This is a genomic window from Pseudoalteromonas porphyrae (genome assembly GCF_001298125.1).
Lineage (GTDB): Bacteria > Pseudomonadota > Gammaproteobacteria > Enterobacterales > Alteromonadaceae > Pseudoalteromonas > Pseudoalteromonas neustonica.
Genome location: NZ_LHPH01000013.1, coordinates 129,047 through 146,408 on the forward strand (window position 1 = coordinate 129,047; position 17,362 = coordinate 146,408).

Annotated in this window: 18 protein-coding genes; 7 read left to right on the plus strand and 11 right to left on the minus strand. The window is 38.4% G+C overall.

Annotated features, from left to right (window positions below; all coding sequences use genetic code 11):
• Nucleotides 1-76: 76 nt before the first annotated feature.
• The 6 genes from ADS77_RS12565 to ADS77_RS12590 form a co-directional block, all read right to left on the minus strand.
• On the minus strand, nt 77-583 hold the full coding sequence (locus tag ADS77_RS12565; protein ID WP_054203840.1) for a hypothetical protein: 507 nt from the start codon (nt 581-583) through the stop codon (nt 77-79).
• Between the two features lie 3 nt (nt 584-586).
• On the minus strand, nt 587-1,705 hold the full coding sequence (locus ADS77_RS12570) for a beta-ketoacyl synthase N-terminal-like domain-containing protein (RefSeq protein ID WP_054454712.1): 1,119 nt from the start codon (nt 1,703-1,705) through the stop codon (nt 587-589).
• Nucleotides 1,705-1,977, minus strand: coding sequence for an acyl carrier protein (locus ADS77_RS12575; RefSeq protein WP_054203842.1), 273 nt, complete (start codon nt 1,975-1,977; stop codon nt 1,705-1,707). The genes ADS77_RS12570 and ADS77_RS12575 overlap by 1 nt, the downstream gene beginning before the upstream one ends.
• Entirely contained in the window at nt 1,968-3,131 is a 1,164-nt protein-coding gene (locus ADS77_RS12580; RefSeq protein ID WP_054203843.1) for an ABC transporter permease, read from the minus strand. The genes ADS77_RS12575 and ADS77_RS12580 overlap by 10 nt, the downstream gene beginning before the upstream one ends.
• Entirely contained in the window at nt 3,125-4,048 is a 924-nt protein-coding gene (locus tag ADS77_RS12585; RefSeq protein ID WP_054454714.1) for an ABC transporter ATP-binding protein, read from the minus strand. The genes ADS77_RS12580 and ADS77_RS12585 overlap by 7 nt, the downstream gene beginning before the upstream one ends.
• A 68-nt stretch (nt 4,049-4,116) precedes the next feature.
• Complete coding sequence (locus ADS77_RS12590) at nt 4,117-6,102, minus strand: FAD-dependent oxidoreductase (RefSeq protein ID WP_410054815.1); 1,986 nt, start codon at nt 6,100-6,102, stop codon at nt 4,117-4,119.
• A gap of 284 nt (nt 6,103-6,386) precedes the next feature.
• Here ADS77_RS12590 and ADS77_RS12595 point away from each other — a divergent pair, with 284 nt between their 5' ends.
• Complete coding sequence (locus ADS77_RS12595; protein ID WP_054454716.1) at nt 6,387-7,205, plus strand: hypothetical protein; 819 nt, start codon at nt 6,387-6,389, stop codon at nt 7,203-7,205.
• Between the two features lie 45 nt (nt 7,206-7,250).
• Here ADS77_RS12595 and ADS77_RS12600 read toward each other — a convergent pair whose 3' ends face one another.
• Nucleotides 7,251-7,700, minus strand: coding sequence for a DUF2141 domain-containing protein (locus tag ADS77_RS12600; RefSeq protein WP_054203847.1), 450 nt, complete (start codon nt 7,698-7,700; stop codon nt 7,251-7,253).
• Nucleotides 7,701-7,780: 80 nt separating this feature from the next.
• Here ADS77_RS12600 and ADS77_RS12605 point away from each other — a divergent pair, with 80 nt between their 5' ends.
• From ADS77_RS12605 to ADS77_RS12620, 4 genes are read left to right on the plus strand one after another with little or no spacing between them, the layout of a single operon-like run.
• Nucleotides 7,781-8,701 (plus strand): hypothetical protein, encoded by a 921-nt coding sequence (locus ADS77_RS12605; RefSeq protein WP_054203848.1) that lies wholly within the window; start codon nt 7,781-7,783, stop codon nt 8,699-8,701.
• Between the two features lie 9 nt (nt 8,702-8,710).
• Nucleotides 8,711-9,865: a beta-ketoacyl-ACP synthase III gene (locus ADS77_RS12610; protein ID WP_054454717.1), complete on the plus strand. Its 1,155-nt coding sequence runs from the start codon at nt 8,711-8,713 to the stop codon at nt 9,863-9,865.
• Nucleotides 9,866-9,878: 13 nt separating this feature from the next.
• On the plus strand, nt 9,879-10,280 hold the full coding sequence (locus tag ADS77_RS12615) for a hypothetical protein (RefSeq protein WP_054203850.1): 402 nt from the start codon (nt 9,879-9,881) through the stop codon (nt 10,278-10,280).
• 10 nt (nt 10,281-10,290) lie between these two features.
• The gene (locus ADS77_RS12620) at nt 10,291-11,295 is read left to right on the plus strand and encodes a BtrH N-terminal domain-containing protein (RefSeq protein ID WP_054454719.1); all 1,005 of its coding nucleotides are present in this window, start codon (nt 10,291-10,293) and stop codon (nt 11,293-11,295) included.
• Nucleotides 11,296-11,344: 49 nt separating this feature from the next.
• On the opposite strand, the gene dapA is transcribed toward ADS77_RS12620, so the two are convergent.
• Nucleotides 11,345-12,259 (minus strand): 4-hydroxy-tetrahydrodipicolinate synthase, encoded by a 915-nt coding sequence (gene dapA, locus ADS77_RS12625; protein WP_054454723.1) that lies wholly within the window; start codon nt 12,257-12,259, stop codon nt 11,345-11,347.
• A 170-nt stretch (nt 12,260-12,429) separates the two neighbouring features.
• Here dapA and ADS77_RS12630 point away from each other — a divergent pair, with 170 nt between their 5' ends.
• Both ADS77_RS12630 and ADS77_RS12635 read left to right on the plus strand, forming a co-directional pair.
• Nucleotides 12,430-13,083: a DUF6058 family natural product biosynthesis protein gene (locus tag ADS77_RS12630; protein ID WP_054203853.1), complete on the plus strand. Its 654-nt coding sequence runs from the start codon at nt 12,430-12,432 to the stop codon at nt 13,081-13,083.
• A 284-nt stretch (nt 13,084-13,367) separates the two neighbouring features.
• A complete protein-coding gene (locus tag ADS77_RS12635) occupies nt 13,368-15,422 on the plus strand; it encodes a fused MFS/spermidine synthase (protein WP_054454725.1) in 2,055 nt (684 codons plus the stop codon).
• A gap of 81 nt (nt 15,423-15,503) precedes the next feature.
• Here the strand turns inward: ADS77_RS12635 and ADS77_RS12640 are convergent, their stop codons facing one another.
• The 3 genes from ADS77_RS12640 to ADS77_RS22370 form a co-directional block, all read right to left on the minus strand.
• On the minus strand, nt 15,504-15,893 hold the full coding sequence (locus ADS77_RS12640) for a hypothetical protein (protein ID WP_054454727.1): 390 nt from the start codon (nt 15,891-15,893) through the stop codon (nt 15,504-15,506).
• A 471-nt stretch (nt 15,894-16,364) separates the two neighbouring features.
• Entirely contained in the window at nt 16,365-16,883 is a 519-nt protein-coding gene (locus ADS77_RS12645; RefSeq protein WP_054203856.1) for a hypothetical protein, read from the minus strand.
• Between the two features lie 177 nt (nt 16,884-17,060).
• The coding region (locus ADS77_RS22370) for a hypothetical protein (protein WP_161803884.1) at nt 17,061-17,362 on the minus strand (302 nt) is incomplete at its 5' end.

Below are 17,362 nucleotides of genomic sequence, written 5' to 3' on the forward strand. Positions count from 1 at the left end.
AGGTGGTGACAAAAAGAGGCTAAATTCTACAGTTGTGCTACCGCTGATTCAAGGAAAACCCGCAGAAACGTTCGCGTTAGCTGGAAAAACCATCATTTTCTATGATTTTAACCCAACATTGGCGTACTTTCTCGTCTTCTTGCCACACGACGACTACACCGTGATCGATTAAGTTTGAACCCATATCAGCTTCAGCTAATACCTGGTTTTTGACCATCGCCTGCTCACTGCTGCCTAAAAATATATTGGGGCCATCTATCCCAAATGTATTTGCAAGGTAATAATTAGCTGCATTACCCACACTTGCAACAAAGCTTAATGGTTTTATAGCGTGCGCGTTGTGCATATCTCGTAGCATTGACTGCATTAGTTCGCTTGAAAAATAATCAGCGCAACTATATAAACCACAACGTTTACTGAGCTGGATGTCACCTTTAGCTCGATAAACAGCAAGTAAAGCAATTAATGTAAACGCATCCATTCTACGTACAACTAAACCGGTTTCTTGCTTTACTTGTTGTCGTAAGCTTTTTATATCTAAACTCTTTTCAAAGCTAATATGACTCGTTGCTAATTCTTTCATTCGTTAACCCTTGTAACGCTGTAATACTAACGCAGCATTATTACCGCCAAAACCAAAGTAATTAAACAAAACAGTATCCACGTTATTAAAGTGTGCGCCATGATAAAACGGCCACATTAGCTCATCTTCACTATGCGTATAACTTGGTGGCGTATAACTTCCTAGCTCTAAACATTTAACAAATAGCGCAATTTCTATCGCGCCGCATGCGCCAAGGGTATGGCCTGTATAAGGTTTAAACGCAATGATAGGCGGTAATTGTTTTGCTGATATTTGGTCAGTAGTTAATGAATCACGAATAAATAGCGATGAGAGTGCATTACACTCTGCTTCATCATTCCCAAGCGTCGCTGTGCCATGCACTTTAATTAAATCAATATCGTCACATGTAATATTTGTTTGCGTTAAGCACTCATTTATCACATGCGCTATATGGCTACCATCTTCTTTAGTCATGGTTAGGCTGTATGTATCACACGATGATGCACCACCAAGAACTCGCAAATTACATTGTTCAGTGGGTGTTGAGGATAAGTATAACGCACCAAGGCCTTCACCTAAAATGAGCCCGGAACGCCCTTTTGCAAATGCAGCTAATCCTGTCGCGCTGATCAAATCTAACGATTTAAATCCTTCAACCGTAAGCGGATTGTAAAACTCGCAACCAATAACCAGTGCGTGCTCAATTTTTCCTTGTGCTATTAACCGTGTGGCATATAAACAAGCATTAGCACTGGCAGTACATGCTGTACTGAAAGTAAACTCAAGCTCGTTCAAACCATAACGCTTGACCAGCTCTTGGCTTATTTTATCAGTTTTTGATAACCATAATGTATCTTCAGCTCCGAGCTCAACGGCACTAATATCAAGAGATGTTGATCCCAAAAATAGACTGGTTTTTGCAAGTTCGTCAGCTGACAACTGTAATTTCTTAAAAAGTGGTAAAAGCAAGGTGTCAAAATGCGCCAAAATACCAAAGAAATCATTACAGCTAATTTCATCACGGAATGATTTAAATCCAACACGCGTACCTTCTTGCGTGGTTATTTGGCTACTTTTTTCACAGCCTAATGACGCCGATAGCACGTCGCTGGCATTTAAATACACATCCCGTAAAGTCATTACTTTTCACGCTCACGAACAATAAAATCGGCTATAGTATCAATAGATTGTAAATGCTTTCGCGTTTCTTTTGAGCCTTCAACTTTAATTCCAAAATGCTGTTTAAGCACAAGCGATAGTTGCAGAGCATCAAGTGAATCTAAATTGATACGTGATTGACTACCAAACAATGGCTCTGAGTCAATAATATCTGCGGGTTCAAAATCATCTTCCTTATCGCACTCAGTAATGATTAACTGTTTCAATTGTAGTTTTAGCTCTGCTAATTCCATGTCAAATTCCTCATTTTTTTATTAAATGTCCATAATGCGGCAGTAAAGCATAACAATGAAAAACCCCAAAGTGATGCACTATATTGCCAAAAAGTGTGATCAATCGATTCACTCATAAGCTGTCGTAATAATTGCGCTGACCAGTACATAGGCGAGCCATTAGCAAGTGCGGCTAAATTATCTGGCATAATTTCCAGCGGTACCATAAAACCACTCAATGCGGCTAAAATAATATTTACCCCTCCGCCTACAACAATTGCTTGCTCGTAACTCGATACCAAACTTGCCAATAGCAAGGCAAATGCGATGGCCGTACAACTGACGGTTATAAAGGTCAGTATGCTATAAAGCAGCCCATGCAAAGATAAAAGTGGTAAATCTAAACAATACGGGATCACAATACAGCCAATCAGCGCAAGTAACCCTCCTTGTACTATACTCACCAACACATATGCACACGCCTTATTATAAAAGTAACGAGCCATACTAATAGGGTAAGTTTTTAATCTAACTAAAGTCCCATTATTGCGTTCATTAATAAACGTCAATGAAATGGGCAGCACAATGAAGTAGATACCAAATACCCACCATGCGGGCACACTATTTAATGCGGGGTTATCGAGTGCCTTGATAGATTGTTGCGCTAATAAATAGCTGACATCTGAAGCAGTTATAATCTGACTTATTTGCTCATTGAGGGGCAAATCGACATCTAAATCACCAGTATCTAACATATACAGATACAATTTTAATTGCGCTAAGCTGGCTTTTACTTTTTCAGTCATCAGCATGCGAGTTTGTGGCGCGAGCTCATCACTAATTTCCAGCGTTAGTTGGCTCGTGCCTTGTCTCATTAAAATTAACTGATCAAATTTAGGAGCAATCGTCAGTGTGCTTTGTTTAGTTTGAGTAATAGGTGAACTTGGCACTATAAAACCCTGTGCTTTTAATAGTTCAATTAAAACATTGCTATGTTTGCTGTAGGCTTTTCCAATGACACTTAACGATAAATTAGATTGCATATTCTGTTGTGATTGACTACTTGCCATCGTCATTATCACCATAAATAAAATCGGCATCAGTAACAACACGGCTAAACTATGCAGATCATTTGCAATTAAGCGTGCTTCTTTTTTTACTGTATGGATTAGCATAATGGCTCCGCAAATAGGTCGCGATAAAGCTGCTCAATATGATTGTCTGAAAACGACAATGCTTTAATATCATCACTTAATTGGCCGAGTGCACTAAACGCAGCGCCGAGTTGTTCACTATTATTAATAACCAACTGATAGTGATTACCTTCAAGCGTCACTAGCTGCTGACTAAAAAGCGTGCTTTGAGTGTTTAATAACGGCTTAAATGTAGAAAAACTCAAAGAGAGCTTCTCGCTATTTAATGCTTCACAGGCAACAACTTTTCCACCGCGTAAAAATACCACGTCATCGCATAACTGAGCCACCTCATGCAATAAGTGGGATGTATACACTAACGTTTTCCCTTGGCGTTTTAAATCGAGTAAAAGCGTAATTATTGCATCTCGAGATAATGGGTCTATCCCTACGGTAGGTTCATCTAAAAAGATAATATCAGGCTGTTTACTCAAAGCTATGGCAATATTTAAACGACGTTTATATCCCCCCGATAACGTACCTGCGGTTTTATTAACAACCTCTTCAAGGTTACATAATTTAATAGCTGCTGCAATCTGTTCGGCATGTAAGTGGCGGTTTTTTTCGCTAATAGAAACAAAGAAAGCTAAATTATCATACACACTTAACTCATGATAAAACGCAAAATCTTGCGGCACTAAAGCTACTTTTTGTGCAATTGCTTGAGTCAAACCGTACTGTTTATAAAATGGGTAGTTTATAGCACCTGTTTGCGCCATTAATAAACCCGTCATTAAAGAAATTAAAGTCGATTTACCTGCACCATTTGGCCCTAAAATAGCAGTACAACTGCCTTTAATTAAACTAAGCGACACGTTATCGATACTCAAAGGAGCATTTTGCTTATAACCAAAGCTAACGTTTTCTAACGTCAACATAACCGGTTTTACATGCGCCATAACTTTACCTGCTCCATTGTCACATCCTTGTTATTATTTTTGACCACTTTAAACATCGTTATCATTTATTATAAACTTTGTGCCAGCGAGAACGCTTCGCCTATTGCCCGTTGTAAATCCAATTTTTCAGCTTTTAATGCACCACCAATAAAGCTAACTGGAATCAATAACTGGCTAAGCTGTTGTTGATATTCAGGGAGTACAGATTGCTGACCACTGCAATTAACAATATGGTCAACGTCCAATAGTCGCTCACGTTTACGCACACTTAAGTGTAGCCCTTGAGCATTTATCTTTTGATAATTCACCGCAGCAAGCATTTTTACACCTTGTTGCTTTAAATGCTCACGATGGATCCACCCTGTGGTTTTACCTAAATCAGCACCGTGTTTGCGTAGCTTACGCTGCAGTAAGTAAACCTCATTAGCCGCTGTAGATTTGCCTGCTTTATCTTTTATCCCGCCTGGGTAAGTAACGCTAAGATCGATCCCCCACTGATGAGTAAATTGATCAGCATCCGTCGCATCACTTTCATGAAGAGGTAACAGCTCCGTGTTTGTAACCATATGATTTGCAGTTATAAATGTCGCTACATCAAATCCAATGCCACCGGCACCAATAATGGCGACTTTTGAGCCCAGTTTGACTTCACCATTAAGTACTTGCTGATAACCTACAACGTTTGACTGTTCAATTCCCTCAATATTCGGCGTAGCTCCTTTAACACCAGTGGCAATCACACAGTGGTCAAATTCAGATAAAGTTGCTATATCGGCACTGTTTTGCAAATGAATTACAACATTGAGATTTGCTAAGCGACTTTTAAAATAACGCAGGGTTTCTTTAAACTCTTCTTTGCCTGGTACATTCGCTGCTAATAATAGCTGCCCGCCCAATTGGGCGGTTTGTTCAAATAATGTAACCTGATGTCCTCGCTCCGCACTATATATAGCACAAGCCATACCAGCAGCTCCGCCACCAACGATAGCTATATTTTTTATCATCTTGGCTGGTTTTATAGGCATTAATGTTTCATTGCAAGCCCGTGGATTCACAATACAAGAAGCAGGCAAGTTAACAAAAATATTATCTAAACAAGCCTGATTACATGCTATGCATGTATTTATTTGTTCGCTTTGCCCTGCAAAGGCTTTAGCCACAAATTGACTATCCGCTAAAAATGGCCGCGCCATCGAGATAAAGTCAGCGTGTTCATCCACTAACAATTGTTCTGCAACTTCAGGTGTGTTAATTCTATTACTCGTAATAACAGGCACTGACACCGCAGCTTTTAGGCGTTGGCTTAATGATGAAAATAGCGCTCTTGGTACACTGGTTGCAATTGTAGGAATACGTGACTCGTGCCAACCGATACCCGAATTAAGCATATCAACACCTGCACTTTCTAATGCGTGTGCTAATTGCAGCACTTCGTTAAACGTACTGCCATCGGCCACTAAATCAAGTAATGATAAACGAAAGATTAGAATAAAATCATCACCAAGCGCAGCACGAACGCGCGCGACTATGCAAACAGCAAAACGAATACGGTTTTCATAACACCCACCCCATTGATCATCACGATGGTTAGTCGCTTTGACTATGAACTGATTGATTAAATATCCTTCCGATCCCATAATTTCAACACCATCATACCCTGCTTGTTTTGCAAGCTTGGCGCACAGTACAAAATCATCAATTTGTTTTTCAATTTGTTCATGTGTTAATTCTGCAGGTGTATAAGGGCTAATAGGCGCTTGGATAGCTGAAGGCGCAACTTGTTTAGGATGATAACCATAGCGTCCTGCATGCAATATTTGCATGCAAATTTTAGTACCGTGGGACTTAACAGCCTCGGTAATAAGCTGATGATGTGCAACCGCAGTTGATGAATCTAAGACACTGCGATTTGGTGCTAAAATACCTTCTGGATTTGGTGAAATTCCACCAGTGATAATTAGTCCAACTTGCCCGTGTGCTCGCTCGCCATAAAAAGCGGCTAAACGCTCAAATCCCTGAGGAAGCTCTTCTAGATTAGTATGCATAGAACCCATCACTACACGATTTTTCAGTGTAGTGGAACCTAATTTGAAAGGCGTAAATAAATGGCTATATAACATGAAAACAACACAATTGTGGTACAAAACCGCGCTAGAGTAACAAGCTTTAATTATGACTGCAAAATTTACTGTTATATTTTAACATTCGCAGCAAAATCAGCATACTTTATATCCATAAATGAAAAATAGGCCTTGTTGTCCCCTTCTTCGGCGATTATCATTATAGCCACGCAGATGACATCTAATCTGCATTTTCTTCTTTTAAACAAGGAATGATTATGTTTTCATTAAAGTCGTTATTAATAGGATTAAGTTTAGTTACATTATCAAGTTCTGCCTTTGCTTTAACTTCCACTGAGCAACGTGATTACGATCGCCTAATATCAGGTGATTTAAGCCAGCTGACAATGGCAGCACAATCTATAGTTGCAAACAATATTTCAAATACGCAAGTGCTTGATGTACTTGCAGAGTTTGTTGCACAAAATTACCTTAGCGCACCTGATTATCAGCTAGACTCAATAGCATGGGCATGTAGAGCGCTTGGGGAGTCTAATAGTGCCCGATACCGTGATTTACTTTATCGTGTAATTAAAAGTGACGCTCATAAGAAGGTACGTAAACACGCTAAAAAGTCGTATAAACGTCTCCCAAAAAGTCATGTTGAACAATACACCATCGGCAGTATTAATTTAGAGCAACTCCAAGCCCTTCCAAAAAAAGCGACACAATCCCGAAGTATTGAAGAACAAGCTTTACTAGACATTTCTCATGGTAATGTTCTTGAAATAAAACGTTTAGCTCAAGATTACGCAATAAGAAGTGATGCATCACAACAGGTAACCGATACTTTAGCTGAGTATTTTGCGCAAAATTACCAGCAAGCTCGTAAACAACAATACGATACATTAGCGTGGGTATGTAAAGGATTAGCAAGAAACACAGATGGTCGCTATAAAAGACTAATTGAAGACGCTGCGCAAAATAGCTCAGTACGTGCATTACGCAAACATTGCCCAGCACATATCAAAGGAAAAGGCCCCTATTACCTAGTAGGCACACTTAATTTAGAAGAAATAGCAAAGCAATTTAACTAACCTTACCTCAGGTTAAATAATACCAAACATAAAAGACGCCGCGAATTAGCGGCGTCTTTTATTATTAACTTTTACCTTAATCGCTTCATCTTGTGTCAATTGGAGTACACAATCTTCAGGTTCTGGTTGGCCCATCATTAAACTTGGATTATTTGAAAAGCCTACAGGCTCACGCGGAACCGAGTTTGCAGCAAGATCTAGTTCCCCATTAGCATTTAAATCTTGAAAAAAACGAACGCAATACTTTCCCACGGGTAAATCTTCAACCGTAACATCGTGTACAGCCGCGGACACTGGTAGTTGCTGTGTTGTGATCACCGCCAACGTATCCCAAGAACCCTCGCTATCATTACAATCAAGAACTTGATAATGAAGGTTACCTTCTTGCTGTTTGAATTTAGCGAATGAAATAGCCAGCGAGATACGGTCTGAATTAGCTAAAAGCTGACCAGAAAACAGCATAGGCATCATTAAAATAACCATTATTTTCATCATGTAAACATCCATTTATATGGTTTGATTTTTGATAGTTATGTATAATAGCGAACTTTTAGGACGTTAGGAAAGGTAAAAGGATGCGCAAGGTCCTCGTTATTCATTATTCACAAACGGGTCAACTGACTAATATTACAGAATCAATTGTCACTCCTTTACGTGCCAATGAAGCTATAACTGTTGATTATTTGAATTTAAAACCAAGTACCCCATTCCCATTCCCATGGCCTTTTTTGACATTTTTTCATATATTTCCTGAATGCGTAAAAATGACTCCCCAGCCTATGGAAGTCGTTGAGCCTGCACATGATGACTATGATTTAATTATTTTAACTTACCAAGTCTGGTTTTTATCTCCATCATTACCTATTTCATCATTTATGCAGTCAGAGCAAGCACAACGACTACTTAACAATAAACCTGTCATTACCGTCATTGGCTGTCGTGGTATGTGGTTAAGTGCACAAGAAAAAATGAAGCAGCTACTAAAAAATGTAAATGCCAATTTAATCGATAATGTCGTGCTTAGCGATGAATGTGGAACTGGTTTTAGCTTCTTAGCAACGCCTCTTTGGATGTTCTCCGGCAAGAAAAAGTCAGTTTCGTGGGTACCTGCAGCAGGGGTAGCGGAGCATGAAATTAAAGCTGCCAGTCGTTTTGGTGTTGCGATAGAAAATGCATTACACGCACTGCAAGATAAACAATACTTACAACAACCTGTATTAAAAGGCCTTGGCGCCGTTAAAGTAAATGAAAAGTTTATTGCAAGTGAGCGTGTTGGCCAACACAGCTTTCGCATTTGGAGTAAAATCCTCAGTACGCTTGGCCCAATGCACTCAACGCGGCGCAGTTGTGGGCTATTGATCTATGTGTTATTTTTGCTGACCTTAATTATTACTGTAGTACCAATTACTGCAATAATAAAAAAATTAATCACCCCCTTAACTAGAAAAAGAATTGCCAAGCAAAAAGCCTATTTTGCCGAGCCATCAGGAGAGTAGTTGTACGTTATGGAAAATGCTGTATACATAAACAACTTGCATGCTGTATTGCCTAATGAAGCTGTTAGTAATAAAGAAATGGAAGTTGTATTAGGTGAAGTTGGAGGGCAGCGCTCACGCGCTAAACCAGTCATTTTACGTAGTAATCAAATTAAAAACCGCTACTACGCCATCGACCCTCAAACAGGCGAGTATAATTATACCAATGCCTCTTTAGCTGCAGACGCAGTACGTGGTTTATTTTCAATTGATGGTACCCGACTAGAGCAACTGGACTGTTTAGTTGCAAGTACCTCGATGGCCGATCAAATCATGCCTAATCACGGTGTTATGGTCCATGGTGAACTTAAAAACCCAAGCCTTGAGGTTGTCTCAACTGCGGGGATTTGTTTGTGTGGTATGACTGCACTTAAATACGCCTACCTAAATGTTAAAGCAGGCGAAAGCCAACACAGCGCCGTTGTTGCAAGTGAATTAGCATCAAATGTAATGCATTCCCGAAATTTTAGTGCTGAGAGTGATTACAAAGTAGACATGCTGGATCAAAAACCTGAAATTGCTTTTGAAAAAGACTTTCTACGTTGGATGCTTTCTGATGGTGCAGGTGCTGCATTATTAAGTAACCAAGCAAATCCTACCGGTTTATCTTTGCGCATCGATTGGATTGATATTATCTCCTATGCAGATCAGCTAGAAGCGTGTATGTACGCTGGCGCTGAAAAAATCGATGGGCAACTTAAAAGCTGGACCCGTTATGACTCTAAAGAACGAGAACAGCAGTCAATTTTATCAGTCAAACAAGATGTAAAACTACTTAACGAAAACATTGTAAAATACACTGTTGAAGATGCCCTAAGTAAAATAGCTAAAAAACGTGCACTTACGGCCACTGATTACGACTTTTTCTTACCGCACTATTCTTCAGGTTACTTTCGTGAGCGTTTATTTGATGGCCTAAGTAACATCGACTTTCAAATTCCATTTGAAAAATGGTTTACGAATTTAACTGAAAAGGGTAATACGGGCTCTGCGTCAATTTTCATTATGCTGGACGAGTTATTTAAGTCAGGGCGATTGACTGACGGTCAAAAATTACTGTGTTACGTGCCAGAAAGTGGGCGTTTTTCAAGTGCATTTATGCAATTAACCGTAGTTAGTCGATAGTTAAGAGCACTTTATGAAAAAAGATGACGTACCTCAAGATAATAGTAAAAGCTACCAAGGCCAAAACAAGTTACTTTACGCTGTAGATGATAGCGGTCATTATCAAGGGGTTAAATCATCTGGTTGGGAAATCGAAAGTTTTGCAACCCAGTTAGCTGTTGATGATTTAAATGAACAAACCGCGCAAGCTCTTGAGCAAGCATTGCGCGGTGAAATTTCACCACTGGCATATCATATGCTAGCAAGGCGCTTTGATATTGCGACCCTTGCTGGCGCCAGTGGTTTTTTCCAATGGCAAATCAAACGCCATTTACGCCCCGCAATTTTTGCCAAATTGTCTGATAAAAACATAAACCGCTATTGCGATACGCTAAAAATTAGCCGTGACGCCTTACTTTCATTGCCTTCACAATAACGAACTCTTCATGCCTGACATTATTTTACCGATTAACCACCAGCAATCATCACATTGTGAAACTGGTGTTGTAGCCACTCTTTTACAAAGTAAAGGCATTGATATGAGCGAGCCAATGGCTTTTGGCCTCGCTTCGGCCCTCACTTTTGCTTATTTACCTTTTGTAAAAATAAGTGGTATGCCGCTTATTGCTTATCGCATGCCACCAAAAACAATCATAAAAAAGGTATGTAAAAAACTAAATATTGATCTTGAAACACGAAAATTTTCAAACCCAGATGTAGGAATGCAAGCACTCGATGACGAACTTGCCAAAGGTAACTTAGTTGGCCTGCAGAGTTCTGTTTATTGGTTGCCCTATTTCCCTGAAGATATGCGTTTTCATTTTAATGCGCATAACTTAGTGGTATACGGTAAAAATGAACAAGGTGAATACTTGATCAGCGATCCTGTATTTGAACACCCTGTCACCTGCGCTGCAGAGGATTTAAAAAATGCCCGTTTCGCCAAAGGGGCTTTGGCAGCCAAAGGACTCATGTATGTGATCCGCAGCACGCCAACTCACACACAGCTTGAACACGTTATTAAACCAGCCATTAAAAAAACCGCAAAAATGATGAACGGCTTAGTATTGCCTTATTTTGGTCTAAAAGGCATTCGTCATATGGCGAAACAAATTCGTCAGTTAGATAAAAAGCCACCTAAATATGCCCGCCTTTATCTAGCTCACATTGTGCGTATGCAAGAAGAGATAGGCACCGGTGGTGCTGGATTTAGATTTATGTATGCGAGCTTTTTAGAGCAAGCCGCACAGCTCACTCAAACCCCTGCTCTTAATCAATGCGCTGAACACACAACATTAGTAGGTGACTTATGGCGAGAGTTCGCTATGGATGCCGTTAAATATTGTAAAAAACGGGGTGACATCAGCTTAGACGATATAGCCAATAAGCTCGAACAAGTCGCTGAGCAAGAAGCTAAGCTGAGTGAATTACTCATTGGAGCAGTAGCCTAAACAAAAAAGTCACCCAAAGGTGACTTTTTAAACTCAGTAATAGACTGTTTTAGCCTATCACTAAATCCTTAGTAACTAATGGTACCGCGATATCACCAACAAAATCGTCAACTGATAATGCATTTATAAGAGTAACGCCCTTCGTTTGTTGCTCGTCATTAAGTGGTACATACGGTAATCTAAATACAGGTTTAACCGCCCCTGTCATCATCAATGCCGTATTAATCGCTATTGGGTTTGGCTCACAGAATAACCAGTCGATCAAAGGCTGTAATGATTGATTTAAATTGTCGTTTTGGGTATCCATTAATTCTCGGAACAAACCAGGGATCAAATTAGAAGTTACTGAAATAACGCCATGTGCACCAAACTTATGGCGAGCGTCATGTGCTTCATCATCATTACCAGACCAACATGCAATACCTTGCTGTTCATAATGGCTAACACGCTCATTACCACCACACTCTTTTACACCAATAAAGTTTTCGTGTTGAGCTAAAGGCTCCATAATGTCAGGCGTTAAATCTTGCCCTGTGCGACCGGCTACGTTATAAATAAACGCAGGTCCAATCGCTAATACACGTTTAAAGTGCTCTTTTACGCCAGCCAGTGATGTACGCCCGTAATAAGGGTTAATTTGCAATGCAGCATCCATACCACTTGCAAAGCCATATTCAGTGGCTTTAACTGCCTCACGGGTATTATTGCTGCCTGTATTGCCCACTATAATCAACTTACCTGAGTACTTATTAACGCTGTGTGCAATCAGCATTAAATGCTCTTCCCAGTTCATTAACTGGCCTTCGCCCGTTGTGCCACCAACAACAATACCATCAACACCGGCAGCTATTTGCTGTTCAACTAAAAAATCGTACGTGGCTAAATCAATTTCACCAGTACGAAGATACGGCGTTTTAATTGCTGTAATAAGACTTGCTTGCTTAATTTGTTCTAGGGAGCGCATAAAAAAATATTCTTAAAAAAACTTGCCGTATTTGTATCATAAAAGCGGGCATTTTCCGAGTATTGGGGCACTAATTTATTAAATAACTTGTGTTATTCAGGTGCATAGGCCAAAATAAACAACTGTATAAATAGACAGTATATTTATTTTTTAACCTTGAGTGCACTTTTATGCGTTTATCACGATTTTTAGCAACCCACTTTTACCATAGCGAAGAGCTTTGCCATGCTTTAGCAATCGATGAAGACACCCTTGGCGATTGGCAACAAAATGGGTTATTCCCAAAACCTAGTTATTGTATAAAAAATCAGCTTAGTTGCAGTTCCTATTCAGGGTTATATGAATGTGAAGAATATGACGATTATTACCCACGAGGTTGTGTTAATTGGGGGCAAGGTTTAGCAAAACAAAAAATAGAATCATCTAGCCATGCTTTTAATTATTTTGCACAACAGTACACAGCAAGCTTAACTAAATTAGCGCAACAAGGATTTGAGTTTAACGAAGAGTTGTTTGGCTGTGAACTTGAAGAACATTTGCAGCAAGTATGGCAACAGTTTTTATGTAGTAAATACGGCGTATTAACACAAAACGGATTAATCGACGAAATGGCCGCCGTCGATATAGGCCGCCTAATCGTAGACGACATAACTGAGCTGCGTACTAAAGCAAACTTAACACAAGATGAGCGCATAAAACTACACCCTGCATTAAAGTTACTTAACCGTGCCCTGAGCCACGGCGCTGATCACGAAAAGCAACAAACACTGCGCACACGGTATATTGATGCTTTGGTACTTAAATATGATTTATCAGTCAAGTAACGATTAACACTTACGACAATCAAATCAAACACCGCATAAATGCTGTATGATGCTAATTCGACTACAGCATTTTCAAACAAAGTATTAATTGAATAGCTAAGTATGTAATAATCTCAATACATCAGGGAGTTATACCCATTTCATTAAATTAGTGAGCCATTATTAAATAACGCAGTTTATGAGTTATTTAATTCACTAGCATGATCATGCTTTTAATAAAATGGATATTAGTAGCGCTGTTTAACTTAAAAGCGGCCTACTTTAATGTGGGTTAATGTTTATTTATGGCTTTTTTAATTACGATTTTTCTTAGTTCTTTTTTACTCTTTCAAATTCAGCCAATCTTAGCAAAAATGGCATTGCCAATTTTTGGTGGAGGAGCGGCAATTTGGACAGCTTGCATGCTGTTTTTCCAGCTTTTCCTGCTTTTAGGTTATCTATATTCACACTGTTTAACTCGGTTATCTAAATTAAATCATCAAGTGAGCATTCACTGTACTTTAATTGCCCTTAGTTTACTTTTGTTACCCATTACTTCATTTACAAAAAGCACAATTTTTGAATGGCAAACCCCACAGCTTGAGATCATATTTTCATTATTGCTTAGTATTGGGTTTCCCTATTTTTTATTGTCAGCGACAGCGCCATTAATTCAAAAATGGTATAGCACAATAGAAATTAATAAAGAGCCGTATCGACTATATTCATTGTCTAACTTAGCGTCATTATTAGCACTGTTATCATACCCATTTGTTATTGAGCCAATATTTAATACAACATTACAAGCAAACATATGGTCGACCTTGTACACCTTATTTGCAGTATTTATGCTTTTAAGTGGGTATCGGCTTTACAATACACAGACTACTAACAGTGAAAATACAGCTGAAAATACCGCCGTCGAAAAACCAATTAAGGTAAGTAGAATACTGTTATGGTTGTTGCTATCTGCTACGAGTGTGACAGTGATGGTCTCAACAACTAACGCAATGACTATCAATATACCGCCAACGCCTTTTCTATGGATACTTCCCCTGTGTATTTATTTGCTTAGTTATATAATTTGTTTTAATACCGAAAAATGGTATGTACGTAAGTACTGGTTAACCTTATTTTGTGGTTGTTCAATCGCGTCATTATTGATGTTTTTTATTGGCACACAATTTAATATTATTACGCAAATTGTTATTTATACTTTAATTTTATTCTCTGCTTGTATGCTATGCCATGGTGAGTTATTTAGCCTAAAACCAAAAAAGCACGCGCTTACTTGGTTTTACTTAATTATGGCGCTAGGTGGAGTTGTAGGCAGCGCATTCACCTCCATTATTGCTGAGTATTTGTTTACTCAATACTACGAGTTTCTCATTGCAATCGTACTTGTTTATCTACTTTTTTGTTGGTCTGTTTATTCACAGCAAAATACGGCTTCATTAAGTAAGCAACTAAAAAAGCACAATATGCACCTTATGCTAATGGCTGCGATTGCTTTGACCTTATTTGGTGGATACTTTTTAAAACTCAATAACCTGTATAACCAAGAAGATATATATACGAGCCGTAATTTTTACGGCACATTAACGGTTAAAGATTTTACAAACACTGAGCAGCCAGTACGCATGCTGTTTGATGGCTCTACATCACATGGCACACAGTTATTATCAACAGATAACACAATCCCTACTAGTTATTACCGCGAGAATACCGGTGTATCATTAGCATTGCAGCACTTCAAGAATGAGACTACAAAAGTTGGCATTATTGGGCTAGGTACGGGCACACTAGCAAGCTACGGAAATGCGGGTGATGAATATGTATTTTACGAATTAAACCCGCATGTTGAGATTGCAGCAAATCGCTATTTTAGTTACTTATCAGCCTCCAAAGCAGATGTCTCTGTGCGCTTGGGTGATGCGAGGATCACATTACAAAACGAACTTAAACAACAAGGTAGCCAGCAATATCAAATTTTAATCGTTGATGCATTTTCCAGTGACTCTATTCCAGTTCACTTACTGACCTTAGAGGCCTTTGAACTGTATTGGCAGCACTTAGAGAACGACGGTTTACTGGTGCTGCATATTTCTAATAACCACCTTGATTTATTACCATTAGTAGCCACCTTATCTGAAAAAGCGGGCATGCAAATGCAGCATTTTTATTCCGCCTCCGATGATGAAAATGAACATACGGCAGAATGGGTAGTGGTTACCAATAACCAAGACTTTTATCTTGATAATTCGATTAAAAAACGCGCCACTTATTTTAGTTTGAATAAAGAGCAGCGTATTTTATGGACTGACTCATATTCTAATCTTATTTCTATCATTAAATTTTAAGTGTTGGAAGATGAGCAGTAATGCTTGATGTGGCCCTCAGAGCCTGCTTTTATATGTTTAGGCACCAAGCAATTTCATTTTTTATCTGTGTAAATGCGCTAGGTTCATCCATTGCTTATCTCTACTACAATCGAGTAAAGCAAGGCGATCGTGATCACATAGCTCAGAGGCTGTTTGAAATGATTCAAACAAAAGTGATGAATTAAACATCTTTGTTTCTGGGCATGTAAAGGATATTTCATTCTCCGTTACGACTACTTTCAAGCTCCAACTTTTACTCTTGGTAGATGTATATTCAGTGATACCATTTTTTTCAGAACATAACTCGTAGTTGTATTTAAGTATACGAGTTTTAAAGTCTTGCAATAATTCTTTCTCTATTTTCGGAATTTCCAAAGATTCAATATCAATTATGTCACCAGATAATTTCACTACAGACGGATTAAATATTCTAACGATTGCTCTTCTCAATTTGGCTCCTTAAATCATTCTGCGATGATAAAAACACATAACGAGCTTGTAAAAGAACAACTCATTTAAAATTTATTTTTGTTGATTTACCATAGCTTAGTTCCTATTTTGCTTCAATCGATTACTTTTATTTCGCGTAAAATGTAAAAAGAAAGCTTGGGGTTATTTTAATACTAAAAGCTTGGTTACAGAAGCTAGGACGTGCGTTTATCCCGCACTTCGGTTAGTACACTTTTTAAGAAATAACCTCTTGGTGATAAAATTAATTGAATTATTCACAAAGAGGCTAAGCGCTTAAGAAGACATAAAAATATATAAATAATAGATCTAGAAATTAGATTGCTTTGTGCTGTTAGACCAGAGTTAATGATTTGGGCATACAGTCAGAAATCATCGTAATTAAAACTTACAGCGAAAAATGAATTTTAGCTCTTTGCATTCTAGCTCAAGGTCTATCTTTGGCTACGTTAACTACTCAATCATATCAACTTCATATAGCGTGCTGAGACTTTCATATTTATGACATTTTACATCAACTTTATTTGTAGACGTATTAAGAGACTTTTGACAAGTAACATGCTGAGCCTTTAACCCGTACCTTTTAATGTATTCATTGACTATTTCATTTATATTTTGTTTTTGTTCAGCTGTGGCGTATGAATAAAAATATTCATACTCTGTGTTCCACTCTTTTACATTTGCCTCTTTGGCTACACCTAACCACCCCATTCCAAGCAGAATTGACTGTTCAACATATTGACCTTTTAAAAACATATAAGCTAATACGTACTGCGAGCCTTTGTAACCCCATGCAGCGGGCTCCTTAAGCAAATTAAATGCTTGTTCATAATTTCCTTTTTTATATTCAGTTATTCCTGTCATTTCTTTAACTTCAAGTGAGAGTGATGACTTTCTTATTGTGCTTGTTGATTCACATGACAAAAGTAGAAAAGAAAGTATAGTTATTATTATGGTTTGCTTTATTCTCATACCGTTCCTTTATAAATACTCAAAAATTTATAGCATTCAAACAAGTTTGTCGAATTACTCTTTTTATAGTATTTTAATTGATATATCAACCATACCCGAGATCCTATTTAAATGTTGAACAGTCAGCTTTAGTGCTCACTGCCGACCTCAGGGCGTGTTTTTATATATTTATTACGATCAATTAGAATGTATTGTTAATAATTTCCTGTCAAAAATAGCCGTTGAATCAGAGTCAGATGGCTGCATTAAAACATTTAAATAATATGGCGATGCACCTTCTAAATCTATAGGCTCATGATTCACAGTAATTGAACTACTCCCATTAGCAGCTTGTGTGATGTCTATTGAGGGTTCATCAGGAGAAAAATATACATCATTTTCTCCTGAAAAGAACACATTCATAGTAGCTGAAGGCTCCAATAACCTATAGTTCAAGTCAATTGTAAAAGAGGTGTCTTGACCTTCGTATATATCTGTAG

Excerpts from the sequence above, each read along its gene's own strand:
- ADS77_RS12565 (WP_054203840.1), bottom strand. The coding sequence starts at position 583 with ATGAAAGAATTAGCAACGAGTCATATTAGCTTTGAAAAGAGTTTAGAT.
- ADS77_RS12570 (WP_054454712.1), bottom strand. The coding sequence starts at position 1,705 with ATGACTTTACGGGATGTGTATTTAAATGCCAGCGACGTGCTATCGGCG.
- ADS77_RS12575 (WP_054203842.1), bottom strand. The coding sequence starts at position 1,977 with ATGGAATTAGCAGAGCTAAAACTACAATTGAAACAGTTAATCATTACT.
- ADS77_RS12580 (WP_054203843.1), bottom strand. The coding sequence starts at position 3,131 with ATGCTAATCCATACAGTAAAAAAAGAAGCACGCTTAATTGCAAATGAT.
- ADS77_RS12585 (WP_054454714.1), bottom strand. The coding sequence starts at position 4,048 with ATGGCGCATGTAAAACCGGTTATGTTGACGTTAGAAAACGTTAGCTTT.
- ADS77_RS12590 (WP_410054815.1), bottom strand. The coding sequence starts at position 6,102 with ATGGGTTCTATGCATACTAATCTAGAAGAGCTTCCTCAGGGATTTGAG.
- ADS77_RS12595 (WP_054454716.1), top strand. The coding sequence starts at position 6,387 with ATGTTTTCATTAAAGTCGTTATTAATAGGATTAAGTTTAGTTACATTA.
- ADS77_RS12600 (WP_054203847.1), bottom strand. The coding sequence starts at position 7,700 with ATGATGAAAATAATGGTTATTTTAATGATGCCTATGCTGTTTTCTGGT.
- ADS77_RS12605 (WP_054203848.1), top strand. The coding sequence starts at position 7,781 with ATGCGCAAGGTCCTCGTTATTCATTATTCACAAACGGGTCAACTGACT.
- ADS77_RS12610 (WP_054454717.1), top strand. The coding sequence starts at position 8,711 with ATGGAAAATGCTGTATACATAAACAACTTGCATGCTGTATTGCCTAAT.
- ADS77_RS12615 (WP_054203850.1), top strand. The coding sequence starts at position 9,879 with ATGAAAAAAGATGACGTACCTCAAGATAATAGTAAAAGCTACCAAGGC.
- ADS77_RS12620 (WP_054454719.1), top strand. The coding sequence starts at position 10,291 with ATGCCTGACATTATTTTACCGATTAACCACCAGCAATCATCACATTGT.
- dapA (WP_054454723.1), bottom strand. The coding sequence starts at position 12,259 with ATGCGCTCCCTAGAACAAATTAAGCAAGCAAGTCTTATTACAGCAATT.
- ADS77_RS12630 (WP_054203853.1), top strand. The coding sequence starts at position 12,430 with ATGCGTTTATCACGATTTTTAGCAACCCACTTTTACCATAGCGAAGAG.
- ADS77_RS12635 (WP_054454725.1), top strand. The coding sequence starts at position 13,368 with ATGGCTTTTTTAATTACGATTTTTCTTAGTTCTTTTTTACTCTTTCAA.
- ADS77_RS12645 (WP_054203856.1), bottom strand. The coding sequence starts at position 16,883 with ATGAGAATAAAGCAAACCATAATAATAACTATACTTTCTTTTCTACTT.